23 protein-coding genes and 3 tRNA genes are annotated in these 23,602 nt (G+C 69.1%); 22 read left to right on the top strand and 4 right to left on the bottom strand.

Features of this window, described 5'->3' with window-relative positions; translation table 11 throughout:
- Positions 1–88 precede the first annotated feature (88 nt).
- The 3 genes from ITJ43_RS07490 to ITJ43_RS07480 are packed head-to-tail and all read left to right on the top strand — an operon-like array spanning position 89 to position 3,206.
- Complete coding sequence (locus tag ITJ43_RS07490) at positions 89–478, top strand: PLD nuclease N-terminal domain-containing protein (RefSeq protein WP_194583236.1); 390 nt, start codon at positions 89–91, stop codon at positions 476–478.
- 1 nt (position 479) lies between these two features.
- Positions 480–2,285, top strand: coding sequence for a 2-succinyl-5-enolpyruvyl-6-hydroxy-3-cyclohexene-1-carboxylic-acid synthase (gene menD / locus ITJ43_RS07485; RefSeq protein WP_194583235.1), 1,806 nt, complete (start codon positions 480–482; stop codon positions 2,283–2,285).
- Between the two features lie 42 nt (positions 2,286–2,327).
- Positions 2,328–3,206 carry a polyphosphate kinase 2 family protein gene (locus ITJ43_RS07480; protein ID WP_194583234.1) on the top strand — a complete coding sequence of 293 codons (879 nt, stop codon included), beginning with the start codon at positions 2,328–2,330 and terminating at the stop codon, positions 3,204–3,206.
- A 20-nt stretch (positions 3,207–3,226) separates the two neighbouring features.
- Here ITJ43_RS07480 and ITJ43_RS07475 read toward each other — a convergent pair whose 3' ends face one another.
- The gene (locus ITJ43_RS07475; RefSeq protein ID WP_194583233.1) at positions 3,227–4,489 is read right to left on the bottom strand and encodes an isochorismate synthase; all 1,263 of its coding nucleotides are present in this window, start codon (positions 4,487–4,489) and stop codon (positions 3,227–3,229) included.
- Between the two features lie 44 nt (positions 4,490–4,533).
- Here ITJ43_RS07475 and ITJ43_RS07470 point away from each other — a divergent pair, with 44 nt between their 5' ends.
- The 5 genes from ITJ43_RS07470 to ITJ43_RS07450 all read left to right on the top strand — a co-directional run bounded on the left by ITJ43_RS07470 (position 4,534) and on the right by ITJ43_RS07450 (position 9,439).
- The gene (locus ITJ43_RS07470; protein WP_194583232.1) at positions 4,534–5,085 is read left to right on the top strand and encodes a YgaC family protein; all 552 of its coding nucleotides are present in this window, start codon (positions 4,534–4,536) and stop codon (positions 5,083–5,085) included.
- A 43-nt stretch (positions 5,086–5,128) separates the two neighbouring features.
- A complete protein-coding gene (gene ubiE, locus ITJ43_RS07465) occupies positions 5,129–5,842 on the top strand; it encodes a bifunctional demethylmenaquinone methyltransferase/2-methoxy-6-polyprenyl-1,4-benzoquinol methylase UbiE (protein WP_194583231.1) in 714 nt (237 codons plus the stop codon).
- A 117-nt stretch (positions 5,843–5,959) separates the two neighbouring features.
- A complete protein-coding gene (locus ITJ43_RS07460; protein ID WP_194583230.1) occupies positions 5,960–7,021 on the top strand; it encodes a polyprenyl synthetase family protein in 1,062 nt (353 codons plus the stop codon).
- Positions 7,022–7,046: 25 nt separating this feature from the next.
- Positions 7,047–8,420 carry an FAD-dependent oxidoreductase gene (locus ITJ43_RS07455; RefSeq protein WP_194583229.1) on the top strand — a complete coding sequence of 458 codons (1,374 nt, stop codon included), beginning with the start codon at positions 7,047–7,049 and terminating at the stop codon, positions 8,418–8,420.
- 47 nt (positions 8,421–8,467) lie between these two features.
- Positions 8,468–9,439 (top strand): alpha/beta hydrolase, encoded by a 972-nt coding sequence (locus ITJ43_RS07450; RefSeq protein WP_194583228.1) that lies wholly within the window; start codon positions 8,468–8,470, stop codon positions 9,437–9,439.
- Positions 9,440–9,457: 18 nt separating this feature from the next.
- Here the strand turns inward: ITJ43_RS07450 and ITJ43_RS07445 are convergent, their stop codons facing one another.
- Positions 9,458–10,876 (bottom strand): D-alanyl-D-alanine carboxypeptidase, encoded by a 1,419-nt coding sequence (locus ITJ43_RS07445; protein WP_323741156.1) that lies wholly within the window; start codon positions 10,874–10,876, stop codon positions 9,458–9,460.
- Positions 10,877–11,018: 142 nt separating this feature from the next.
- Between ITJ43_RS07445 and ITJ43_RS07440 the strand changes: the two genes are divergently transcribed.
- Complete coding sequence (locus ITJ43_RS07440) at positions 11,019–12,779, top strand: AMP-dependent synthetase/ligase (RefSeq protein WP_194583226.1); 1,761 nt, start codon at positions 11,019–11,021, stop codon at positions 12,777–12,779.
- A 33-nt stretch (positions 12,780–12,812) separates the two neighbouring features.
- Positions 12,813–13,688 carry a DUF1295 domain-containing protein gene (locus ITJ43_RS07435; RefSeq protein ID WP_194583225.1) on the top strand — a complete coding sequence of 292 codons (876 nt, stop codon included), beginning with the start codon at positions 12,813–12,815 and terminating at the stop codon, positions 13,686–13,688.
- Between the two features lie 123 nt (positions 13,689–13,811).
- On the opposite strand, the gene ITJ43_RS07430 is transcribed toward ITJ43_RS07435, so the two are convergent.
- The gene (locus ITJ43_RS07430) at positions 13,812–14,474 is read right to left on the bottom strand and encodes a L,D-transpeptidase (protein ID WP_228495604.1); all 663 of its coding nucleotides are present in this window, start codon (positions 14,472–14,474) and stop codon (positions 13,812–13,814) included.
- 63 nt (positions 14,475–14,537) lie between these two features.
- Positions 14,538–15,026: a YajQ family cyclic di-GMP-binding protein gene (locus ITJ43_RS07425; RefSeq protein WP_194583224.1), complete on the bottom strand. Its 489-nt coding sequence runs from the start codon at positions 15,024–15,026 to the stop codon at positions 14,538–14,540.
- A 215-nt stretch (positions 15,027–15,241) separates the two neighbouring features.
- On the opposite strand from ITJ43_RS07425, the gene ITJ43_RS07420 reads away from it, so the two are divergent.
- The 12 genes from ITJ43_RS07420 (at position 15,242) to ITJ43_RS15400 (ending at position 23,601) form a co-directional block, all read left to right on the top strand.
- Complete coding sequence (locus ITJ43_RS07420; protein ID WP_194583223.1) at positions 15,242–15,883, top strand: TetR family transcriptional regulator; 642 nt, start codon at positions 15,242–15,244, stop codon at positions 15,881–15,883.
- A gap of 114 nt (positions 15,884–15,997) precedes the next feature.
- Positions 15,998–16,777 carry a Sua5/YciO/YrdC/YwlC family protein gene (locus tag ITJ43_RS07415; RefSeq protein WP_194583222.1) on the top strand — a complete coding sequence of 260 codons (780 nt, stop codon included), beginning with the start codon at positions 15,998–16,000 and terminating at the stop codon, positions 16,775–16,777.
- Between the two features lie 197 nt (positions 16,778–16,974).
- Positions 16,975–17,517, top strand: a complete 543-nt coding sequence (locus tag ITJ43_RS07410; RefSeq protein WP_194583221.1) for a hypothetical protein — start codon at positions 16,975–16,977, stop codon at positions 17,515–17,517.
- Between the two features lie 36 nt (positions 17,518–17,553).
- The gene (locus ITJ43_RS07405; protein WP_194583220.1) at positions 17,554–18,429 is read left to right on the top strand and encodes a phosphotransferase; all 876 of its coding nucleotides are present in this window, start codon (positions 17,554–17,556) and stop codon (positions 18,427–18,429) included.
- Positions 18,430–18,438: 9 nt separating this feature from the next.
- Positions 18,439–18,924: an FBP domain-containing protein gene (locus ITJ43_RS07400; protein WP_194583219.1), complete on the top strand. Its 486-nt coding sequence runs from the start codon at positions 18,439–18,441 to the stop codon at positions 18,922–18,924.
- Between the two features lie 99 nt (positions 18,925–19,023).
- Positions 19,024–19,105, top strand: a tRNA-Tyr gene (locus ITJ43_RS07395).
- A 142-nt stretch (positions 19,106–19,247) separates the two neighbouring features.
- Positions 19,248–20,168: a hypothetical protein gene (locus tag ITJ43_RS07390; RefSeq protein WP_194583218.1), complete on the top strand. Its 921-nt coding sequence runs from the start codon at positions 19,248–19,250 to the stop codon at positions 20,166–20,168.
- A 61-nt stretch (positions 20,169–20,229) separates the two neighbouring features.
- On the top strand, positions 20,230–21,021 hold the full coding sequence (locus ITJ43_RS07385; protein WP_228495603.1) for an inositol monophosphatase family protein: 792 nt from the start codon (positions 20,230–20,232) through the stop codon (positions 21,019–21,021).
- 181 nt (positions 21,022–21,202) lie between these two features.
- Entirely contained in the window at positions 21,203–22,621 is a 1,419-nt protein-coding gene (locus ITJ43_RS07380) for a M23 family metallopeptidase (protein WP_194583217.1), read from the top strand.
- A 63-nt stretch (positions 22,622–22,684) separates the two neighbouring features.
- Positions 22,685–22,756 (top strand) — tRNA-Thr (locus tag ITJ43_RS07375).
- Between the two features lie 35 nt (positions 22,757–22,791).
- Positions 22,792–22,868, top strand: a tRNA-Met gene (locus ITJ43_RS07370).
- A gap of 214 nt (positions 22,869–23,082) precedes the next feature.
- Positions 23,083–23,601 (top strand): transposase, encoded by a 519-nt coding sequence (locus ITJ43_RS15400; protein WP_416361065.1) that lies wholly within the window; start codon positions 23,083–23,085, stop codon positions 23,599–23,601.
- Position 23,602 lies beyond the last annotated feature (1 nt).

Below are 23,602 nucleotides of genomic sequence, written 5' to 3'. Positions count from 1 at the left end.
GAGTACGCGCGTCACCGTCCGCTCGACGCCGCTCCTGTCGTGACCACGGGGCGGGGCCTCCTCGCCGTGCGGCGCCTAGGATGGAGGGGTGGTGCGCGTCTTGCTGCCTCTGGCACTGTTGCTGATCGCCTTCTGGGTCTACAGCATCGTCGACTGCGCCCTGCAGCCGCCCACGCGTCATCGCGGAGTGAGCAAGCCGGTCTGGTTGCTCATCGTCGTGCTGCTGCCGATCATCGGCGGGGTGATGTGGTTCGTCGTCGGCCGTGGGCGCCGACAGCAGCCGTCCTCCTTCCGCGCTCCCGATGACAACCCCGATTTCCTCGGCAGCATCGGCACGATCTCCGATCAGGACGAGCGCATCCGCCGCCTCGAGGCCGAGCTCGCCGCTCTCGATTCCGACGCCCCCGACCCGGGTCCGCTGCCGGGCCGCACGACCGACGACGATCCGGACGAACACCGTCGCGGCAGCGCCGCCTGACATGTCCGACAGTGCTCTGGCCGGTCGCTCCCCGGCGACGGATGCCGCGGCCGCGCTCCTCGGCCGCCTGATCGAACGGGGTGTGCGTCACCTCATCGTCAGCCCGGGGTCGCGATCTCAAGCGCTCGCTCTCGTCGCCGCCGAGTTGGAGAGCCGCGGCGTGGTGCGCGTGCATGTGCGCATCGACGAACGTGTCGCGGGGTTCACGGCCCTCGGCATCGGACGCGAATCAGGCATGCCTGCCGCGGTGATCTGCACGTCGGGCACGGCGGTCGCCAACCTTCTGCCGGCAGCGCTGGAGGCGCACCACTCCGGGGTGCCGCTGCTGCTGCTCACCGCAGACCGTCCGCCCGAGCTGCGAGGCGTGGGCGCCAACCAGACGACGCGCCAACCCGGCATGTTCGCTCCGAACATGCGCCTCGAAGAAGACCTCCCTGTTCCCGACGCCGTCGACGCCGACGGCACGGGCGAGCAGTCGATGATGCTCCGCCGCGTGGCGGAGGATGCCGTGGCCGCTGCGCTCGGAGCCGGCACTCGTCCGGCGGGCCCGGTGCATCTGAACCTGCCGTTGCGCGAGCCGCTCGCCGGTGCGCTGCCCGAGTGGCTGGGCGTGCCCGAACGGGCGCTGCCCGCCGCGAACGTCGGCCCAGATGTCGCCGTCGACGAGGTGGTACCAGCCGAACCGTCCGGCGCGCTCTACCAAGGCGGGGGCGGCATCGGTGAATCGAACCTGCCGACCGACCCCGACGGTGATCCGCACGTTCTCGTGCGGGGACCGCGCACCGTCGTGATCGCGGGAGCGGATGCCGGTGCCGACGCCGAGGCGCTCGCGCACGCCGGGGGCTGGCCGCTCGTCGCGGAGATCGTCAGCGGCGCGCGCTTCGGCCGCAACGTCGTGCACGGCTACCGGCAGTTGTTGCGTGACCCCGAGCTCGGCGGTCGCATCGAACGGGCGGTCGTGTTCGGCCATCCCACGCTCAGCCGCGAAGTCGTCGCGGTGCTCGCGCGCGACGACGTCGAGGTGCTTGCGGTGCGCGGGCCGGGCGAGCCCCTCAACCTCAACGGGTCGTCGGTTGCGGTGGATGCCGTGGTCGCCGCCGTCGGCGATGTCGATCGTGACTGGTTCGGTGCGTGGATGCGCGCGTCGCGCGCGGCATCCGTCGATCTTGCGCCGCCGGCTCCGGATGCCGACGCGCTCTCCTCGGCTGTTCCGGCCGAGCGCCTCGGCGCGATCGCCGCGGAACTCGCCGTCGCACGCGCACCGATCGACCGGGTCGCGTTGGTCGATGCCGTCTGGCGGGCGACGTGGCCGCACGACCGGCTGCTGTTCGCGTCGTCGCGTCTCGTGCGTGTCGCCGACGACGTGTTGGCGGGCAAGAAGGTGCCGGTGCATGCGAACCGTGGTCTCGCCGGAATCGACGGCACGATCGCCACCGGCATGGGTATCGCGCTGGCGAGCCAGGCCGACGCTGCCGCGGGTGTGACCCGTGTGCTGATGGGTGACCTCGCGTTTCTGCACGACGTCGGCGCCCTGCTGCTGCCGGTCGGCGAGGAGGCTCCGCGGCTGCAGATCGTGATCGGCAATGACGGCGGCGGGACGATCTTCGACGGCCTGGAAGTCGCCGGGGTGGCCGGCGCGAGCGCGATGGAGCGTGTGCAGTACACGCCGCAGGCCGTCGATGTCGCCGCCCTCGCCGCCGCGTATGGCTGGGAGTACATGCGGGCGTCGACGCGCACGGAGCTCGACCAGGCGCTCACCGGTCGCGTCGCGGGTCGCCAGATCGTCGAAGTTGCGCTCGCGCGCTGAGCCCGCCTTCCTGAAGCCCGCCCTACCCGCCATGATGTGGGGATGACCGCGCACCCTCACTCGCACGACCGCAGCCGCGGCGGCCGGCGCACCGTCGCCGACCTCCTCCGAGCCGGTCAGGGCTTCCGCCTCGCCGACCTCGACCCCGCTACGACGCCGGGGTACTCCGGCGGCAAGAGCGAAGGACAGGCCGCGCTCGCTGCCGGTCTTGATGAGGTGGATGACCTGCAGGAGCGTCTCTTCGCGCAGAGCCGCACGAAGGAGGGCAGCGCCGCCGTTCTGCTCGTGCTGCAGGCGATGGACTCGGCAGGAAAGGGCGGCATCGTGCGCCACGTCGTCGGCTCGGTGGACCCGCAGGGAGTCTCGCTTGCGGCGTTCAAGAAGCCCACGCCGGAAGAGCGCGCCCACGACTTCCTGTGGCGTATCCGTTCACGCGTGCCCGCGCCCGGCTTCATCGGGGTCTTCGACCGGTCGCACTACGAGGATGTGCTCATCGGCCGCGTTCGCGCCCTCGCCGCACCCGAGGAGATCGAGCGGCGCTACGGCGCGATCGTCGATTTCGAGAAGGAGCTCACCGATCGCGGCGTCCGGGTGGTCAAGGTCATGCTGCACATCTCCGCCGAGGAACAGAAGCAGCGGTTGATGGAGCGGCTTGATCGGCCCGACAAGCACTGGAAGTACAACCCGGGCGACGTCGATGAGCGGCTGTTGTGGGACGACTACATGGCCGCCTATCAGACGGTCTTCGAGCGCACGTCGACGCCGAATGCACCGTGGTACGTCGTGCCGGCGAACCGCAAGTGGTACGCGCGGCTGGCGGTGCAGGAGCTGCTGCTCGCCGCGCTGAAAGACAGCGACCCGCAGTGGCCGGTGGCGGATTTCGACGTGGATGCCGAGAAGAAGCGTCTCGCCGCCAGCTGATCCGGCCGCGTCGAAACCCTCTACGCGAGGGCGTCGACGATCGGACGGAACTTCACCCGTGTCTCGAGCATCTCCGCCTCGGGATCGCTGCCGGCCACGATGCCGGCGCCGGCGTGGGCGCGGAAGGGGATGCCCGCGCCATCGGCCACCGCCAGATCGAACTGCGCGCCGCGCAGAGCGATCGCCCACTCGCCGTCGCCGTGCGCATCGACCCAGCCGACCGGTCCGGCGTACCGGCCGCGGTCGAACGGCTCGATCCGGCGGATCGCATCGAGGGCCGCCGCGGTCGGCGTTCCCGCCACCGCCGCCGTCGGGTGCAGCACGCCCAGCAGATCCAGCGCCGAGGTCTCCGTCGAGATCGTCGCCTCGACGTCGGTCGCCAGGTGCCAGACGTTGGGCAGTGCGAGCGTGAAGGGCTGCTCGGCCGCCGCCAGAGCGGTGGCGTGCGGGCTCAGCGCATCGACGAGACTCCGGACGGCGTACTGGTGCTCGGCCAGGTCTTTCGCGCTCGTCGCCAGGCGCAGTGCGGCCTCGCGGTCGGCATCCGGGCCCGCACCCCGCGCGACCGTACCGGCGAGCACCCGGGCGGTCACCTGCCCTCCCGAGACGGTGACGAGGGTCTCCGGGCTCGCGCCGATGAGGCCGTCGACGGCGTAGACCCAGGTATCCGGGTACGACGAGGCGAGCGAACGCACGAGGCGGCGGAGGTCCGAGCCGGCCGGGACCGTTCCGGCCAAGTCGCGGGCGAGCACCACCTTGCTGACCTCGCCCTGGGCGATCGCGGCGAGGCCGGCGCGGACGGCATCCTGATATCCGTCGGGCGTGAGCGCGCCGGGACCCACAGCGGCCGACCAGTGCCTGCCGTACGGGATCGCGCGGGGTTCGTCGGGCTCGGGGGCGCCGTCATCGGGCAGCACCCACGACGCCCAGGTGCGGCCTTCGCGCGACCCGACGGTGAGCCGCGGGACGGTGAGCACAGCGGACGACGCCGACCGCACGTCGAAGGGGAGGGCGCCGAAGGCGACGAGTCCCGACCCGGGCTGTTCGAGGTGGTCGTCGACGACGGCGTTCGCGGCGACCTCTCGCCAGCGATCCGCGAGTGTGGCGGCATCCGCCGCGGGGGCCGTCAGCGTCAGAGCCGAGCCGACGCCGACGAGCCACGAGCCGCGGCGGGTCCAGACGAGCGGGTCGGCCGGATCGGCGTATTCGAGCAGATCGTCGATCGGCGCGATCTCGCGCGTCACGATGCGCAGGCGGGGCGGGCGGGACGGCGCGGAACTCACTCGTCCAGCCTAATCCGGGGTGGGCCGCGGATAGGCTCCCGTCCATGACCACTCGGCCGCATCCTGGCACCCCGCTCGTCTTCCGCTGGCGCAAGTGGGACGGCTCGCCGCACTGGGAACACGACTGCGTCTACCTCGGCAGCGACGAGCACGGCGATTGGGTCGGTCAGCGGGGCGGCTGGCGAAGCGCGCGGCCTGGGCGTGACACCGTGAGCGAGGGTGACAACGTCACCCTCATCCCGTCGGGCGGCGAGTACGCGGCGACCCTCAACGCGACCCACCCGCACATCGCGATCTACATCGATGTCGCGTGGGACGTGCGGTGGGATGCCGCGGCCACTGGATCGCCTGAGCCCATCGGCATCGACATGGATCTCGATGTCGTGCGTTCCCGGGACGGTCGCGGTATCTGGATCGACGATCGCGACGAGTGGGACGAGCACCGCGTGCAGTACGGGTACCCGCTGGAGATCGTCGATCGCCTCGAGCGGGCGGCGCTCGAACTCGAAGCCGAGGTGCGCGCGGAGCGGGCACCGTACGACGGCGACACGGCGGCGCGGTGGCTCTCCGTGCTCGCGGCGCTGAGCGCGAACTGAGCGGTCGGCGCCGTGCGCGGCGGTGCCCGCTTAGGATCGAAGGGTGAGTGAGCACCGCGCCGATCTGGGCAAGGATCCGTCCCGCGTGAGCGGCATGTTCGACGAGGTCGCCGCCGGCTACGACCGCACGAACACCGTGCTGAGCCTCGGGCAAGACCGTCTGTGGCGCGTCGCCACGACCCGGGCGGTCGCACCGCGCCGCGGCCAGCGCATCCTCGACCTCGCCGCCGGCACCGGAGCCAGCTCCGTCGCCCTGGCACGCGGCGGCGCCGAGGTCGTCGCGGGTGACTTCTCGCCCGGAATGATCGCCGAGGGTCGTCGCCGTCACGGTCACGTGCCCAATGTCACCTTCGTCGAAGCCGATGCCACCGCACTGCCGTTCGCCGATGGTGAGTTCGACGCGGTGACGATCTCGTTCGGCCTGCGCAACGTCAACGACCCGAAGAAAGCGCTCGCCGAGATGCTGCGGGTCACCGCTCCCGGCGGCACGCTCGTCATCTGCGAGTTCTCCCACCCGCACAACCCGGTCTTCGCCGGCCTCTACCGCTTCTACAACGACCGGATTCTGCCGACGGTCGCGCGCACGGTCAGCTCGAACGCCGACGCCTACGACTATCTCAACGAGTCGATCAAGGACTGGCCCGACCAGGTCACCTTGTCGGCGTGGATTCGGGATGCCGGGTGGACCCGCGTGGCGCACCGCGACCTGACGTTCGGCATCGTCGCGCTGCACCGCGCCGTCAAGCCGCTGGTCTGAGGTTCGACTCGCTGCGCTCGCTCACGACCGGGTGATGCACCTGCCCCCCGCCGACCCGGCGGCTGTGGGTTCGGCCGCGCCGCAGCCCGGGGTCGGCGGCCCCGGTAGGCTGTGAGAGTGACTCCGAGCTCTTCCGCTGCCGGCGCGCGACTGACGGCCAACCTCGGCCTGACCGAGCGCGTGCTCGCCGGTCCCCGGATGCGCAAGCTCCTCGCTGTCGTCGAAGACGGCCTCGATCGCGTCGAGGACACCCTCGCCCGTGAGCTGCGTGTCAGCGACGCCCTGGCCGACGCGACGACTCGCTATCTCTACCAGGCCGGCGGCAAACGGGTGCGTCCGATGCTGACGCTGCTGACCGCGCAGCTCGGAGAGGGCGTCACCGATCACGTCGTCACCGCAGCCACGGCGCTGGAGATGACGCACCTCGGCTCGTTGTACCACGACGACGTCATGGACGGCGCGGACGTCCGCCGCGGCGTGCCCAGCGCCCACGCGGTGTGGGGCAACAACGTCGCGATCCTCACCGGCGACCTCATGTTCTCCCGTGCCAGCCAGCTCATGGCGCAGATCGGAGAGCGGGCGATCCGCCTCCAGGCCGACACCTTCGAGCGCCTCGTTCTCGGTCAGATGCACGAGACGGTGGGCGCTCAGGCGGACGATGACCCTGTCGACTTCTACCTGCAGGTGCTCGCCGACAAGACGGGCTCGCTCATCGCGGCATCCGCCCAGGCAGGCATCCTCTTCTCCGATGCCCCGTCCGAGTACCGGCAGCCGACCCTCGAGTACGGCGAGAAGGTCGGCGTGGCCTTCCAACTGCTCGACGACGTGATCGACCTGTCGGACGATCCCACGCAGACCGGCAAGGTGCCCGGCACCGACCTTCGTGCCGGCGTGCCCACCATGCCCTACCTGCTGCTCGGGCGTGCCACCGACCCGACGTCGCGCTCGCTGAAGGCGACGATCGACGACGGCGTCGCCCGCATCGCCGACGGGGCCGACCCCGCGATTCTGGACGACGCGATCGAACAGCTCCGCACGCACGCGGTCACCGAGGCGACGCGGGCAAAGGCCTACGAGTGGTCCGACGCCGCGATCGCCGCGATCGATCCGCTGCCGGCGGGTGTCGTCCGCGACGCGCTCGTCAAGCTCGCGCACGTGATCGTCAACCGCTCCAGCTGACCGGAAGAACGCAAAGGAATCACCCATGACCAAGCTCAGGCTGGCCATCGTCGGCGCGGGACCCGCGGGCATCTACGCGGCGGACATCCTGCTGAAGGCCGAGCGCAAGTTCGACGTCTCGATCGATCTGTTCGATCACCTACCGGCGCCCTACGGCCTGGTGCGCTACGGCGTGGCGCCCGACCACCCGCGCATCAAGGGCATCATCACGGCGCTTCGTGACGTGCTCGACCGCGGTGACATCCGCATTTTCGGCAACGTCCGCTTCGGCGAAGACATCACCCTCGACGATCTCAAGCAGCACTACAACGCGGTCATCTTCTCCACCGGCGCCATCAAGGATGCCGGCCTCGACATCCCCGGCATCGACGCCGTCGGCTCCTTCGGCGCCGCCGACTTCGTCAGCTGGTACGACGGCCACCCGGACTTCCCGCGCGAGTGGCCGCTGGATGCGGCATCCGTCGCCGTCATCGGAAACGGCAACGTCGCCCTCGACGTCGCCCGCGTGCTCGCCAAGCACGCCGAGGACCTGCTGGTCACAGAGATCCCCGCCAACGTGCAGGCCGGGCTGGAAGCCTCGCAGGTGACCGACGTGCACGTGTTCGGACGCCGCGGTCCCGCGCAGGTCAAGTTCACGCCGCTCGAACTGCGCGAACTCGGTGAGCTGCGCGACGTCGACATGGTCGTCTACGACGAGGACTTCGACTACGACGAGGCCTCGCGTGCGGCCGTCGCCAGCAACAAGCAGGTCATGGTGATCGACCGGGTGCTCCAGTCGTGGCGTCAGCGTCCGGGGGCCAACAACTCCGGCGGCGAGGCGTCGCGCCGTCTGCACCTGCACTTCTGGGCCAAGCCCGTCGAGGTGAAGACCGACGAGACCGGCCGCGTGGCGGCGCTCGTCTACGAGCGCACCCGGCCCGATGCCGAAGGCGGCGTCGTGGGCACGGGAGAGCTGCGCGAGGTGCCGATCCAGCAGCTGTACCGTGCTGTCGGCTACTTCGGCTCGCCGCTGCCCGGCGTGCCCTTCGACAAGAAGCACGGTGTGATCCCCAACCACGAGGGTCAGGTGCTGCACAAGGACTCCAACGAGCGCGTGCCCGGCGTCTATGCGACCGGCTGGATCAAGCGCGGCCCCGTCGGCCTGATCGGCCACACCAAGTCGGATGCGATGGAGACGATCAGCCACGTCATCAACGACCAGGCGTCGTGGTGGCAGCCGGCCGATCCGTCGCCCGAGGCGATCGTCGCACTCCTCGAATCGCGCGGCGTTCGGTGGACCGACCTGGACGGCTGGCACCGCCTCGACGAGCACGAGGTCGCCCTCGGTGCCCCCCACGAGCGCGCGCGCATCAAGGTCGTCGACCGTGACGAGATGGTGCGCGTCTCCCGCGGCGAGTAGTGTCGATGCCTCTCACCGCGGTGCGATGCCGCGGTTAGGCTGACACCATGCCGGGTACGTGGGTCGAGGACATCCTCGGACCGGGGTTCGAGCAGCAGACACTCGACCTCGGAACAGACGATCCCGCCACGGTGGTGCGATCGCTGCCGCGCGCGGCATGGTTGCGCCCGCTCGCCGACGTGGACGTGCTGTACGTGCACGGGTGGTCGGACTACTTCTTCCAGATGCAGCTCGCGCGGTTCTGGAACAGTCTCGGTGCGCGCTTCTACGCGCTGGATCTGCGTCGGTACGGTCGGAGTCTCCGCCCCGGGCAGACGCCGGGTTACATCACGTCGCTCGAGGAGTACGACGCCGACATCGCCGCCGCCCTCGCGGCGATGGGGCACGGCGGCAGCGCGCGTGCGCGTGTCCGTGGTCGGCGGCTCGTGCTCATGGGCCACTCGACGGGCGGGCTCACGATCAGCCTGTGGGCGGCGCGTCACCCCGGGGTCGCCGCAGCCCTGGTGCTCAACAGCCCGTGGCTCGAGTTGCAGACGGGATCCATCGGTCGCCAGGCGATCGCCCCGCTGATCGAGGTGCGTGCCCGCTTCGATCCTCTCGGTGCACACCCCGTCGTCGACCTCGGCTTGTACACGCGCGCGCAGCGCGAGCTGGGCACGCTGCCCGAAAGCCCCGACGGATGGCGGCCGGAGCGGGGCTTTCCCACGCACCCGGGGTGGCTTGCAGCGGTGCTGCGCGGGCATGCCGCGGTCGCCGCCGGACTGGCGATCGATTGCCCAGTGTTCACGCTGCTGTCGGCCCGGTGGACCTCGCCGTTGCAGTGGAATGAGCAGATGACATCGACCGACAGCGTGCTCGACGTCGACGACATCGCGCGTGCGGCGCCTCGCCTCGGCTCCCTCGTGACCGTCGCACGCATCAAGGGTGCGATCCACGATGTGTTCCTGTCGGCCCCCGGGCCGAAGGATGCCGCCTATCGCGCACTCCGGCGGTGGCTGTTGTCGGGCGCCCTGCGCTGATGTTGCCGGACTCCGGTGTCAGGGGGCTGTCGGGGATGCCGGGGATGCCGCGGGCGTCGCCGAGGGCGGGAGTGTGGGGGTGGGAGTCGTCGCGGGCGCAGCCTTCCCCAGGAGCCCGGGGTGCGTCAGACGCCACCAGTCGTCTGGTGCAGCGATGGCGCCACGCACGACGACGGGAACGCTGGTCGTGCGTGAGCCGGCCGTCCACGTCGCGACGCCGACCTGCTGGCCGTCCTCGCCGGTGGGTGTTGCTGTCAATGCGATGGTCGCGGTGATCGGCGTGTCCGACCAGACGGCGAGGGACTGGGCGGAGGACAGGACGAGCTGAGCCGATCCTCCCCAGGCGGTCTCCACGGTGCCCACAGGCGTACCGGCCGCGGCGACCGTGATCAGATGAAAGCCGGCCGACACGCTCTGCAGCACGCGAGTGACGTCGGCATCCACCTGCTCGCGCGATTCACCGTCGAGCGACACCCCCACGGCGGTCAGTGGCTGGCCAAACCCGAGGTTGAACGTCGCGGTGTAGAGCAGCGCGAATGTCCCCGGCCCGTTGTTGCCGGTCTTGAGACCGTTGATCCCGTTCTGGCCGAGCAGGTCGTTGGTGTTGTCGACCTCGCCGATGCCCGGCACGGTCGCCGTGGCCATCGACGCGATGTGCGCGATGGCGGGGTTGGCGGCGGCGAGCTTCGCAATCGCCAGCAGATCGCTCGGCGTGCTCGCGTTGCGCGCGTCGACACCCGTGGGCTCCACGATCGTCGTGCCGTTGAGCTGGTGCTCGGCCAGCCACGCGTGGGCGGCCGAGAGATAGGCCGATCGTGAGCCGAAGGCCCAGCTCGCCACGGCATCGGCGTAGTTGCTCGCCGACGGGAGCAGCATCATCGTGAGTGCATCGTGGAGAGACATCGAACTGCCGGTGGGCATCTCCGCGATCGCGGCCCCGAGCACGTAGTACTGGTCGTAGAGGGCGTGGTCGGCCTTGCTGAAGGTGAGGGTGGGGCCGGGATCGTCGGCGTTCTGGAGGGGGTGGGCATCGAGCACGACGAGCGCGGTGATGAGTTTGCTGATGCTCGCGATCGGGCGGGGAGCATCGTCGCCGCTGATGCCGTGCAGACCGTCGGTGCCGATGTCATTCGCAGCGCCGACGACGGCAATGGCCGCGGCGCGATCGGCGGGCAGCTGGAGGGCGACGGGGGCGCCCGCAGCCACGGTGGGGACACGGGTCGCCACGTCGGGTGCGGGCAGCGCGGCCGACAGCGCCCAGGCCGTGTAGCCGCCGCCCGCGGCGAGGATCGCAACGAGGATGCCGACTGTGATCAGCCAGCCGCGCCGCACGCGACGCCTGTGCAGGCGCGCGCGCTCGGCATCCGCTTCAGAGGGCTGCTCACCTGCCGGCGCCGAACTCATCACGTCGGCAAGATCATCGAGCCCGTCTTCCACCCTCCGAGCGTATCCGTTCTGATCCGGCAGCCCCGAGACGGATCGACCCGCCATGCGAAGATGTCGCTGCGGATCCCCCATCCGATCGGGCCTCGGCTCCGAAGTACTGGCAGCCACGCCCATCCGAAGGAGAACTCCGTCCGTGAGAGAAGTGTCGACCCCGGCGCTCGCCGATCTGTCCGGTTACCGCAACGTCACCGATCTGCTGCTGCGCCGCCTCGCTCACGCGCCGGAGCACATCGCCTTCGACGTGGCCAACGCCGACAAGACGTGGCGTCAGGTCTCGACGAGGCAGTTCGCCGACGAGGTGCGCGCCGTCGCGAAGGGCATGATCGCTCGGGGACTGCTCCCCGGTGACGCGGTGGCCATCATGGCACCCACTCGTTACGAATGGGCGGTCGCTGACCTGGCGGTATGGTTCGCCGGCGGCGTGGTCGTGCCCGTCTACGACTCGTCGGCTCCGAGTCAGGTCGCGGCGATCGTGCACGATGCTCACGTCCGCATCGGCTTCGCGGGCGATGAGCGTTCACGCGCCGCCCTCGAGCACGCCCAGACGCCCACGATCATCGACCTGCGAAACGGCCTCGGCGTCCTGTCGGCGGAGGGAATGGGAATCAGCGACACCGAACTCGAGCGTGCCCGTCAGCATGCCGGTCCGACGTCTCCCGCGACCATCGTCTACACCTCGGGAACGAGCGGCACGCCGAAGGGCGTCGTGCTCAGTCACGAGAACTTCCTCGGCCAGGTGCTCAACATCGCGGCCGCCTATTCCGACATCGTGCGCGCCGACGGCAGCACGATCATCTTCCTGCCCCTCGCCCACGTGCTCGCCCGCGGTCTGCAGTTGATCTGCCTTGCAAACGGCATGCGCATCGCGCACGTAGCCGAGCCGTCGGCGGTCGTCGCCTCACTCGCGGTGCTGCGGCCCACCTTCCTCGTCGTGGTGCCGCGCATTCTGGAGAAGATTGCGGCCGCCGCCGGTGCGAAGGCTGCAGACAAGCGTCTGGGCCCGGTGTGGGATGCCGCGATGCGGACGGCGATCGAGGTCGCGACGCGTGCCGAGCGTCTCGACGATGGGCAAGAGGCGGCATCCTCGCGAACGCTCTCGCTGCGGCAGCGACTGTTCGACGCCCTGTTCTACCGCCGTATCCGCGCACTCATGGGAGGTCGGATCGGTTACGTCCTCTCGGGCGGCGCGACCCTGCCGGCACGACTGTCGCTGCTGTTTCGCGGCATGGGCATTCCGGTGATCGAAGGCTACGGTCTCACCGAGACGACGGCGCCGCTCACGGGAAACCTGCCCGGAGGCATCCGGTCGGGAACGGTCGGGGTGCCTCTGCCCGGGTCGACGGTGCGCATCTCCGATGAGGGGGAGGTGCTCGCCAAGGGCGTCGGTGTCTTCTCCGGCTACCGCAACGAGGGCGACGACGCCGACGCGTTCTTCGACGGGTTCTTCCGCACCGGCGACCTCGGCAGGCTCGACGGCCGCGGGCGGCTCATCCTGCAAGGTCGCGTCAAGGATGTCGTGACCACATCGGGTGGCAAGACCGTCGCTCCGGCCCGGTGGGAAGCGGCCATCGAAGAGCATCCGCTGATCTCTTCCGCAGTCACCGTCGGCGAGGGGCGTCCCTACCTCACTGCGCTCATCGTGCTCGACCAGGAGGCCGTCATCGCGTCGCGCGGCGGGCACGGCGTCGCTCTCGATGACCCGAGCCTGCGGGCGACCGTGCAACGCGCGATCGATGACGCCAACACGCTGGTTGCACGCAGCGAGCAGGTGCGTCGGTTCGCGCTGGTGTTCGCGGACGCCGAGGATCGCGAGATCGTCACGCCCACGCTGAAGATCCGTCGCCGCGAGCTGCTCAACCGCGAGTCGAGCACGATCGACGCCCTCTACCTCTGAACCGCTCTCTTTCACCACCCGAGAAAGATCCCCATGTCTCAGCGCCCTGGAGCCATCATCCTCACCATCGTCATCGCGCTCGCCCTCGGCGGCGGGCTCGCCGCCGCCGGCAGTGCGGCGGGACAGACGGTCGGCGGCATCCCCTTGTTCGCCCTCGCCGTCGTGGCGGCGTTCGCGATCCAGGTCGTCGCCTACGTCCCGGCGGTGCTGCTGCGGACCGAGAAATTCTTCGATCTGACCGGCGGCCTGACGTTCGCCCTCGTGGCCGTCGGGCTGCTGGTCGCCGTCGCTCCAGCCGGCGTCCGTGCCTGGATGCTGGTCGCCATGATCGTCGTGTGGGGGGTGCGGCTCTCCGTTTTTCTTTTCGTGCGTGTGCACGCACAGGGCTCGGACGGTCGCTTCGACGACATCAAGATCAACCCGCTCGCCTTCCTGCGGGTGTGGATCATCCAAGGGCTGTGGGTCGTGGCGACCTCGTCGGCCGCCTGGGTGGGCATCACCGCTGCGCGCAGCGGCGGCCTGGATGCCTGGGTCGTCGTCGGTGCGCTCGTGTGGCTCGTCGGCATCGCGCTGGAGATCGTCGCCGACGCACAGAAAGCAGCCTTCCGTCGTGACCCCGCCAACAAGGGGCGGTTCATCGACGGCGGCGTCTGGGCGTGGTCGCGGCATCCGAACTACGTCGGCGAGATCCTCGTCTGGGTCGGTGTGGCGATCGTCGCGCTGCCGGTGGCGGTCGGCTGGCAGTGGGTCACCCTGATCTCACCCGTGTTCGTCGTGCTGCTGCTGACGAAGGTCAGCGGCATCCCCATGCTCGAGAAGCGCGCCGACGACCGCTGGGGCAGCGAGCCGGCGTACCAGGAGTACAAGAAGCGCACGCCCGTGCTGGTGCCCGGCTTCGGTCGCGGCTGACGGCCGTCGCAGGCCTCCTGCCGAGAGCAGGCGATCTGCCGAGAGCAGGACGATGCTCCCGCGATCAGCCTGTTCCGGGCAGATCGCCGGTTCTCGGCATCCGTGACGGAGGGATGCCGCGGCTCAGCGCACCGTGACCCGCGTGCCGACGGAGACGTCCGCATAGAGGTGGGCGATGGCGTCGGTAGGCATGTGCACGCACCCGTGCGACCCGTTCTGCAGGTACCCGTCGCCGCCGAAGGGGACGGTTTGCCAGGAGGCGTCGTGGAATCCGACGTCGCCGCCTTGGAACGGCATCCAGTAGGCGACCTTGTCGTCCCAGGAACCGTGGCTGTCGTGGCCGACGAGTTCGGTGTCGCGGGTCATCCGTGTGATCGCGAACGTACCCGTGGGGGTGGCGTAGTCGGGGTCGAACCCGGATGCCCCGGTAGTTACGGCCGAGTCCATCAGCAGGTTCTCGCCTGAGCACTCCCAGAGGTGTTGTGCCGTGATGCTGACGTACACGTGCAGCACCCCGTCCTGCGCCGCCTCTCGACCCGGACCGGTGCAGTTCGGATCGGGCGCCGGGTTCGCGTGTACCGTCCAGATCGCGGGTGCCGGTGTGGGCGTGGGAGTCGGCGTCGGGGTGGGCGACGGCGTCGCTGTCGCGGTCGCCTCCGCCTGCGGCGAGAAGGCCGGCGGGGCGGAGGCCGCCGGCGTGCCGCAACCCGCGAGGCACAGGATGCCGGCGGCAGCGAGCACTGTCACGGCGGCGAAGAGTCGGGGCCGGCGGCGCGGGTCGAGCATGCGGGAACCCTACGGGGCCCGATGATGAATCCGGTGAATGGTCACGCGGGCCAGCGCCGCGCCTTACCGGTAGTTGACGAACTGCAGGTCGACGTCGAGGTCGGCGGCCGTCAGAAGGCGCTGCACTTCCTGCAGGTCGTCGCGCGACTTGGACTGCACGCGCAACTCGTCGCCCTGGATCTGCGCCTTGACCGACTTGGGGCCTTCGTCGCGGATGAGCTTGGAGATCTTCTTCGCGTCCTCTGAGGAGATGCCCTCCTTCAACGTGGAGGAGATGCGGTACTCCTTGCCCGACGCCTGGGGCTCGCCGGAGTCCAGCGACTTGAGTGAGATGCCGCGCTTGATCAACTTGCTCTGGAACACGTCGAGAACGGCCTTCGCGCGCTCCTCGCTGTTCGCCTTGATGAGGATCGCGTCGCCGCTCCAGTCGATCGAGGCGTCCGTGCCCTTGAAGTCGTAGCGCTGCTCGACCTCTTTGCGGGCCTGGTTGAGCGCGTTGTCCGCCTCTTGGCGGTCGATCTTGGAAACGATGTCGAAGGAACTGTCGGCCATGCCAGCGAGTCTAGCCACGCGGCGCCGCGGCCCCGCCGACAAGAACGCGCGGCCAGCCCAGAAATATCGGGCATTCACAGGGCCGCACCATCGACGCCTCGTCACATTGTTCGCGATACTGGGGGCGGGGAGCGGGACATGATGGCCGTCGGTCTGGGAGCCGATGGTCTCGACGGGCCGACTGGGGCCCGCCCGCAGACGAGACGAGGCAAGGGATGAACCGACGACAGCAGGGCATGGCACAGACGCGCCAAGCGATCATCGAGGCCGCAGGCGTGCAGTTCGCGGCCCACGGATACGAGGGAACGTCGTTCGCGCGGGTCGCCGAGGCGATGGGGCGTCCGAAATCTGCGGTCGGCTATCACCAGTTCCCCTCGAAAGCGGCACTTGCCGCCGCAGTAGTCGAATCGCAGCACAGCCGCTGGGTGGCCATCGAGGCAGGCCTGGATCAGCCGCCGGGCATCGAGCGGCTTGCCGCTTTCATCCTCGCGACGACGATGGATGCGCGCGCGTGCCCGATCGCGGCCGGTGCGACCCGACTCCTTCACGAGCTGGGCGCGGACCAGATCGAACTGCCCAAGGGGTCCATCGGGTTCGATTGGTACGGCATGATCGCTCGGGAACTGCGCGCCGAGGCCGAGGCTCAGGGGGTTGCGGAACCCCCCGCGTACGCGTCGAAGCTTCTGTTGGGCGCGACATACGGTGTCTTCGGGACGGCGGATGACGTCGACGACGCGGCGTTCGTGGACCGTCTCGCCGCGTTGTGGATCCCGCTGTTCCAGTCCTTCGGATTCTCGGATGCCGCGGCATCCGTCGAGCGTGCCGTGCGCGCCGGCACAGCCGCCGTCGCCCACTGAGGCTGCTCGACTCCTTTCTCCTTCATAACGCCCGCTCACTCGACGCATAGCCGCTGGTCAGACGATCGTCTAGACAATCGCGCGGCCGGTGACACCCGGTGCGGAGAGGAGAACATGGACGGCACGCAGATCAGATGGGGCAGCGCGGCGCGGCTGGAGGCCGTGAGCATCCTGGCGGCACGGGCGGGCATGATCGTGTCGCCCACCAAAGTGGGCTACATCGTCATGGCGGTCGATCGTGAAGGGCTCGAGCGCAAGTTCGACGCCAAACAGCGCTCGCGGTCGAAGCCCGGTGTGGTTCTGGTCAGTTCGATGCAGATGCTGCGTCGGCTGGCCCAGCTGACCCCCGAAATCGAGGCTCTGTACCAGCGCTGCTGGGATGAGGATGTGCTGCTCGGCTGCATCCTGCCCTGGCGCGAAAGCGGGATCGCGATGATCCCCGATGACGAGTCGGTCGAGCTCGTCATGGACAATCGCAAGACGTCGTGCTTCGTCATCCGTTTCGGCGCCCCCTCGGAGGTCATCGCGCAGGATCTGTGGGAGCAGTACGGCATGCTGACCTTCGCCAGCTCTGCCAACCCCTCGGGGATGGGGAACCGGGGAGTCCTCGCGGGGGTAGGTGCGCGCATCGCGACTCACGCCGATCTTCTCATCGAAGCCGACGACTACGTGGCATCCATCCAGCCCGACCGCACCGAGAATGACCGCTACGAGCAAGGCGTGATGGTGTCGATGGTGGATGCCGAGGGCAGGCTCGTTCCCGAGCAGCACGGCGAGCGTTCTGTGCTTCCCGCGCCGACGCTGATCAGGAAGGGGCTCGCGCTGGATCGGATCATGATGATGCTCGCGACGTCGTTCCCTACCTGGGACTATCGCCACGGCGAGTACTACTGACGGGCGGGCAGCCCGGAGCGCAACGAGCGGCCCTTCCCCACGGGAGGGCCGCTCGTTCGTGCGTCGTGCAGGTTTTGTCTATTGCGGAGACGCTTCTCGTTAACTAGACGATCGTCTGATGGAGAAGAGTGACGGCATCCCGTATGGTGAAGCTCATTCGCCAGACGTTCGTCTGATTCAGTCGCAGAAGGAGCGCCATGATCTCCCGCACGTCTCGCCTGCCCCCGACATCCGTCCGTGGACCCGTCGCGCTGATGCTCGCCGGCGTGGTGATGATGGGGGCGGCCACCACGTTCGCTTCCGTTCCGGCCAGCGCCGCAGGGGCCGCCGGAGCGACCGGCATCGCCGGTGGTGCAGTGGCACTCGCCGACCTCGAGCCGCGGGGAGATCCGGATATCGCGAGCTCCGACGACGCCGCGCACCACGACATCACGGTGAGACTCTCGACGCTCGCGCACCGCACGGGCGACGTGGTGACATCGGTGCTCCTCCAGGGTCCCGACCCCGAGACGGGTCGCCCCGGCTGGTCGAGGTGCATCGATCTGCCGCAGTCGGCGGTGCCGACCTGGAACGAGCTGCCGGTGCAGCTCGCCTACCCCGCCGAGTACACGGCCTCGTCCTACAAAGACTCCGCTTGCGCCGACGGGTTCAACTACCACTGGTCGACGGGCACGATCTCGACGCGCTTCACTCACTGGAGCGTCTACACCTTCCGGGCTCCGCGTATCTCCCTACGCTGACGTCGCAGCGGTATGACGCCCGCGTAGGGTCGTGGTGTGCAGCAGGACTTCGTCGCCCCGCCCGATGAGGTCGTCACAGGCCTGGTCGCGGACGTTCTGCGCGCGGCCGGTGAGAGCGATGACCCGACGCGTTGGCGACGGATCGAGCACGGGTCCGCGAACCTCGTGATCCTCGCGGGTCGGGTCGCTGTCCGCGTATCCCGCACGCCTGCCGCAGCCGCCGAGGCTGTCCGGGCTCAACGGCTCATCGATCTTCTGCCCCCGTTGCCCTTCGCGTTGCCGCGATCCGTCGCCGCGCCCGCACACGCCGGTCAGATCGTCGCCATCGCGCAAGAGCGTGTCGCGGGTGAGCCCCATCCGAGCGGCAGCGGCGACGGCGCTCAGCTTCGGCGTCTCCTCGATGCGGTGCGAGAGGTTCCGCTCGCTCCGCTGGCGCCACACCTCGCCCACCGCGACGCATACCTGGGCGGTGGTGCGTGGCGCGGCATTCTGACCGACCGCGTCATCCCGCTCCTCGACCCCGCCGCGCAGGCGCGGGCGCGCGCGGCCGCCGATGCGCTCGCCGCGCTCGACGCAGCGCCTGAGCTCTTCACGCACGGCGACCTCGCCGGAGCGAACGTGATGTGGAGCGGGGGAGCGGTCAGCGCCGTCATCGACTGGGACCTCGCCGCAGCCGATGACGAGTCGAAAGACGTCGCCGCGCTCGCCACCTGGCACGGTTGGAACGCGCTCGCGGGCATCGTTCCGTCCGAGACTCTCGCCCGGGCGCGCACGATCGCCGCGACCTATCCTCTGCAGCTCGTGAGCTTCGCTGTCGTGGGTGCGCGTCCCCAGGCGGAGATCGACCGTGCGGTCGCTCGCGCGAACAACCGCTACGCCGATGCCAGCGCCTCGAGCGCTGCCCGTTCGTAGACTGGGTCGATGCAGCCGCTCACGGAAGACCAGGTGCGCGCCGCCCTCGTCAACGCCACCGCGGACGAAGCCGACCGATTGGCTTTTCCGCTCTCGTTCGTCCTCGTCGAGTGGGATCACGTGGATTTCCTCGCCTGGACTGATCCGGAATTCCGCGGGCGCGGATTCCTCGTCATCGAGCGTGACGGGGTCGCGACCGCGATCGTGCTGCGCGCGGCATCCGGAGGCCGCTCGCATGCTGCGCTCTGCAATCTCTGCCACACGATGCAGCCCGGCAACCAGGTTGCGCTGTTCTCGGCGCGGCGCGCGGGGGATGCCGGTGCGCGCGGCGACAGCGTCGGAACGTACATCTGCGCCGATCTGGGATGTCATGAGAATGTGCGACTCGCTGCGCCGTTGGCGCCGAGCGAAGTGCGCGCGAGCGTGGATCGGCGCATCGATGGAACGCGTCAGCGCGTCGAGGCGTTCGTGGAACGGGTCATCGGCGCGGCGTGACCCCGACATCGACCTCGTGGTTTTTCGGAACCGTCGTCGCCGGGTAAGATGGTTGATCGCGCCTCCGGTCGACTGCAAAAGCTGGGCGGGTGCGCACTTGGCGAGTTACCCAAGCGGCCAAAGGGATCTGACTGTAAATCAGCCGTCTTCGACTTCGGGGGTTCGAATCCCTCACTCGCCACATCAGAAAGGCCCCGCATCAGCGGGGCCTTTCGTCTGCCCCTAGCCTCCCCGGGACGGCGTCGCTGTGCAGTCCACCCGCACGCCGGGGGTTGCGCATGTCAGGATGGGTGCACCGGCGACTGCCGACGAAGGGGAGCGACATGACCGAACCGACGACCTCACCAGAGTCCAGCAAAGTGCTTCGCGCGACGATTTGGGTAGCGATCGGGGCGCTCATCGCGGCGGCCATCGTGTGTGTCGTGTGGGTGCTGATCGGAGATTCGAACGGAATCGTCGGCAAAGCGTTCCTCACGATCCTGCTGCTGGCCGGTTTCGCCGGGGTCGCGATCGCAGAGTCGAACCTGGCTGTGCGTCGGCCCACCTGGCTCACGCTCGCGAGCATGATCTCCTGGGTCATCACGCTGCTCGCCGGTGCGTTCCTGATTTGGATGCCGACCGACTCGCACTTCGGCGTCGGCGCGGAACGGGTGTTCAAGTTCGTCCTCATCGCGATCATCATTCAGGGGGCGCTGCTGCACACCCGCCTGTACCTGAAGGCCTTCCTGCGTCACCAGACGACCTTCACGACGATCGTCTCGTATGTCACCATCGGCCTCGTCGTGATCCTCATGGTCATGCTCGTGCTTCCCCTGATGACCGAGGAGTTCGTCGACTATCGCCCCCTGTACTGGCGGGTCGTCGTCGCACTCGCCATCCTTGGCGCCGTCGGCACCGCTCTGATCCCGCTCGTGAACGCCCTCTTCGCGCCCAAGCGGCCCCGTCCGCCGGTCGCTGCAGCGGTGCCCTACGGCGCTGCGGGCTATGCCGCGGCCCCCTACGGTTCGGCGCCGGCGACGTACGGCCAGTCCGGCTACACCGCCGCGGCGACCCCGGCTCCGGCGCCCTGGCCGACGCACGCCGACGGCGTGACCCCGCTGCCGGTCCTGCCCGACGGCACGCCCGACTGGAACGCCTACTACACGGGGCAACCGTCGCACTCGGCATCCGAGCCCGCTCAGGCGCCCCAGGGTTACCAGGGTTTCCCGCCGGCTCCGCCGCTGCCACCGCAGCAGCACTCCTGATCCAGGGGCGTCGACGTTCCGTCTGCGCTACGCGTGCCGTTCGTGCGCGTAGCGTGGAGGGATGGTGGATGCCGGACAGTTGCAGATTCTCGCCGTCGATATCGCGCGTGAGGCAGGTGAACTGGCCCGTCGGCGTCGCACGGAGGGTGTCGCCCTTGCCGCGACCAAGTCATCGCTCGCCGACATCGTCACGGAAGCCGACCGTGAGGTCGAGCAACTGATCCGCGACCGCCTTGCTGCGGCACGCCCCGACGACGGTTTCCTCGGAGAGGAATCCGACCCGCACCCCGGAACGAGTGGCGTGACCTGGGTGGTCGATCCGATCGACGGCACGGTCAATTACGCCTACGGCATCCCGCACTACGCCGTGAGCATCGCCGCGGTGACGGGCGAGCCCGACCCCGCCGGTTGGATCGCTCAGACCGCGGTCGTTTATACGCCGGTCGTCGACGAGCTCTTCCGTGCCTCCCGCGGCGAGGGCGCCTGGCTGGGGGAGCGGCGGCTGCAGGTGTCGACGGTGACGGATGCCGGTGCCCTGCTCGCTACGGGGTTCGGATATGACCCCGCCACCCACGACGGCGACATCGCCCGCGTGCGACGTTTGATGCCGCTCGCGCGCGATCTCCGCCGCGCCGGTGCGGCCTCGCTGGACCTGGCCTACGTCGCTGCCGGACGGCTCGACGGCTACTTCGAGCGCGGCCTGAAGCCCTGGGATCACGCGGCAGGTGCTCTGCTGGTGACCGAAGCCGGCGGACGTCTGGGCGGACGCCCCGGCGGTGCGCCGGGAGCAGACATGACCATCGCCGCCGGACCGGAACTCTTCGATCGCATGCGGGAGTTGCTCGAGCAGTGACGCCGGCTTCCGAAGACGCTCACCGCCGCTGCGGTTTTCATCGCATTCTCAGCGTCGGCGATGTAGTGTTTACCTGATCGTTATCTTCGCCGGCCCGAACGGCTGAAGTGATCTGAAGCCCCTGTACGACGTCCCCGCACGGACCTCACCCCCTCCCGTGCGGCCTGACGAGAGCTGCGATGTGACCTCTGACACCCCCACGGCCGACGCCGCGCCTTCGCGACGCGCACGCCGGCGACCCGAGACGGCGACCACGCCGAGCGGGTCGGGTGGGCTGACTCGGGCCGAGTATCGGCGTCTCGCGGCCCAGTCGGACGCGGTTTCTGCAGCCCCCGCGGACGAGGTCGTGGAGACTCCCGCGGTGGAGGAGCCCTCGCTGGCCGAAACGGTCATCGCGGATGTGGCCGCGGCTATCGTCGCGGAGACCGCGGTGGGAGCTCAGCCCGACGAGGCGTCGCGCCGTCGCATGCGCCGCGCCGCGCGTGCCGTATTCGAGTCGGTTGCTGCGGAGTCGGCGACGACGGAGGTTGTGGCTCAGGATGCGACGGACACGTCGGCTCGCGTGATGCCCGCCGAGCAGCTCATCATGGATGAGACGCCCCTTCCGGTTGTAGACCAGCTCCCGACCGGGTCGGTCTTCGTAGCTCCCGCCGCGGCAGAGGAATCCTGCGACGTCGACGAGTTCGAGCTTGCCGCGCGCCTGTTTTCCTTCACCGGTGCGACTCCCGTCCAGAAGGCGCCCCCCGCGGACGGTGCGGACAGCACCGCGCCGAACGCTTCCGATGACGTCCCGCCCCACGTGGCACCGCGGCGACGCACGCGAGGGGCCACGGTCGTCAAGCGGATGGCCGCGGCATCCTTCTCGGTCGGCGTGATGACCGTCGTGGGACTGCTGGCCGTGGGGACGACAACCCCGGCGGCGGCGGTCGCCTCGGCATCCCAGGTGTCGACGGCGTCGCAGCCGACTGTCGTGGCGTCGAGCGCGAAGACGGGGACGAAGCTGACGTCGTCGACGGATCAGATCCAGGCCTTCGTCGCTTCCGGCGCCACGCAGCCGACGACCCTCGAGCGGCCGGACAACTACAGCGTCACGTCGATGGCGGAGCTCGCCGCGGAGTCGGGTGTGCGCCTGTTCGCGAACACGTGGGTCAACGATCCCTCCTCGCCGATCCAATACCCGTTCCCCGTCGGAGTGCCGATCTCGGCTGCCTTCGGCTCGATCGCGTACGAGTCGGAGTTCGCCACGCCGCACAACGGTGTCGACCTCACGCCCGGCGCCGGGGCAGAGATCCACGCCGTGGCGGCGGGAACCGTGCGGATCGCCACCGAATCCGGGGGTGACTACGGCGTCACGGTGCTCATCGACCACATCATCGACGGTCAGTTGGTCTCCACGCGCTACGGGCACATGCAGTACGGCTCGCTGCGGGTGAAGGTGGGCGACCACGTCACGGTCGGCCAGGTCATCGGACTCGTCGGTCAGACGGGCAAGGCCACCGGCCCGCACCTGCACCTCGAGGTGCTGCTGGGCGGCACCACGCGCATCGACCCGATGCCGTGGCTGGCCGAGCACACCAAGGGCGGTCACACCGTCGGCTGAGCCGATTCTGTCGGATGCCTCGGCTCTGATATTCTTTTCTGGTTGCCCCGAGACGGGCAGCACGCCCCGATAGCTCAGTGGCAGAGCACTTCCATGGTAAGGAAGGGGTCGTCAGTTCAATCCTGACTCGGGGCTCGCAGCATCCACATCTCGCCGTGTGGGTGCGGCGCGGCGGGGTAGCTCAGTTGGTGAGAGCGCACGACTCATAATCGTGAGGTCGCGGGTTCAAGCCCCGCTCCCGCTACCAAACTAGTTTTCCTCAAACAAATGACCTTGAGATAAAGGTCGAGGCGTTGGGAAGAAGAAGCGTCGGAGATTTCTCCGGCGCTTTTCGTGTTGGTTGGTGTGGGTGGGTTGTTGAGGGCGGCGTCGCGGATGTCGGCGACGAGGGGTTGGAACTCTCGACTGACCTGGAGGAGGTGGGAGCCTGACCCGGTTTCCCGGACACCTGAGTTGAGGCGATGATCGTCTCGGAAGGAGTCCGTGAGATGCCTGCTGCCCACCCGCCGGAGTTCCGGCGTCGAGCCTTGGATCTGGTCGCCCAGGGAAACCCTGTCGGCCAGACTGCCCGTGATCTCGGAATCAGCGAGTCCTGTCTTCGGAATTGGATGAACCGTGACGCGGTCGACAGCGGCCGCAAGCCCGGTCTGACGACAGATGAGCACAAGGAGCTCGTCGAGCTGCGCCGTCGGCTGCGAGTGCTCGAGATGGAGAACGAGATCCTCAAGCGCGCCAGGGTGAACTCAACCCGTCAGCGCAACACCATCGATGATCATCTCGGAGGTGTGGCGTGGCGAAGATCGGGAGACCGGGTTTACCGTCGGATCGGCGGCAACAGGTGTGGGAGCTGTGGAAGGCGGGAGCGTCGATCAGTGAGATCTCTCGAACGGTGGGGTCACCGCCAGGATCGATCTTCTCGATCCTGTTGCCGTTCGGCGGCTTCTACCAAGCGCCGCAGCGCCGTCGGGCGGGGACGCTGAC

The sequence above is a fragment of the Microbacterium sp. VKM Ac-2870 genome (assembly GCF_015350795.1).
Lineage (GTDB): Bacteria > Actinomycetota > Actinomycetes > Actinomycetales > Microbacteriaceae > Microbacterium.
Note: the sequence above shows the minus strand (reverse complement) of the source record. Positions and strands in the feature narration are given on the sequence as shown.

Coding starts and splice junctions, on each gene's coding strand:
- ITJ43_RS07390 (WP_194583218.1), top strand. CDS start 19,248: ATGACCGAACCGACGACCTCACCAGAGTCCAGCAAAGTGCTTCGCGCG.
- ITJ43_RS07430 (WP_228495604.1), bottom strand. CDS start 14,474: ATGCTCGACCCGCGCCGCCGGCCCCGACTCTTCGCCGCCGTGACAGTG.
- ITJ43_RS07385 (WP_228495603.1), top strand. CDS start 20,230: ATGGTGGATGCCGGACAGTTGCAGATTCTCGCCGTCGATATCGCGCGT.
- ITJ43_RS07400 (WP_194583219.1), top strand. CDS start 18,439: ATGCAGCCGCTCACGGAAGACCAGGTGCGCGCCGCCCTCGTCAACGCC.
- ITJ43_RS07470 (WP_194583232.1), top strand. CDS start 4,534: ATGACCACTCGGCCGCATCCTGGCACCCCGCTCGTCTTCCGCTGGCGC.
- ITJ43_RS15400 (WP_416361065.1), top strand. CDS start 23,083: ATGATCGTCTCGGAAGGAGTCCGTGAGATGCCTGCTGCCCACCCGCCG.
- ITJ43_RS07410 (WP_194583221.1), top strand. CDS start 16,975: ATGATCTCCCGCACGTCTCGCCTGCCCCCGACATCCGTCCGTGGACCC.
- ITJ43_RS07450 (WP_194583228.1), top strand. CDS start 8,468: ATGCCGGGTACGTGGGTCGAGGACATCCTCGGACCGGGGTTCGAGCAG.
- ITJ43_RS07420 (WP_194583223.1), top strand. CDS start 15,242: ATGAACCGACGACAGCAGGGCATGGCACAGACGCGCCAAGCGATCATC.
- ITJ43_RS07415 (WP_194583222.1), top strand. CDS start 15,998: ATGGACGGCACGCAGATCAGATGGGGCAGCGCGGCGCGGCTGGAGGCC.
- ITJ43_RS07435 (WP_194583225.1), top strand. CDS start 12,813: ATGTCTCAGCGCCCTGGAGCCATCATCCTCACCATCGTCATCGCGCTC.
- ITJ43_RS07480 (WP_194583234.1), top strand. CDS start 2,328: ATGACCGCGCACCCTCACTCGCACGACCGCAGCCGCGGCGGCCGGCGC.
- menD (WP_194583235.1), top strand. CDS start 480: ATGTCCGACAGTGCTCTGGCCGGTCGCTCCCCGGCGACGGATGCCGCG.
- ITJ43_RS07455 (WP_194583229.1), top strand. CDS start 7,047: ATGACCAAGCTCAGGCTGGCCATCGTCGGCGCGGGACCCGCGGGCATC.
- ITJ43_RS07425 (WP_194583224.1), bottom strand. CDS start 15,026: ATGGCCGACAGTTCCTTCGACATCGTTTCCAAGATCGACCGCCAAGAG.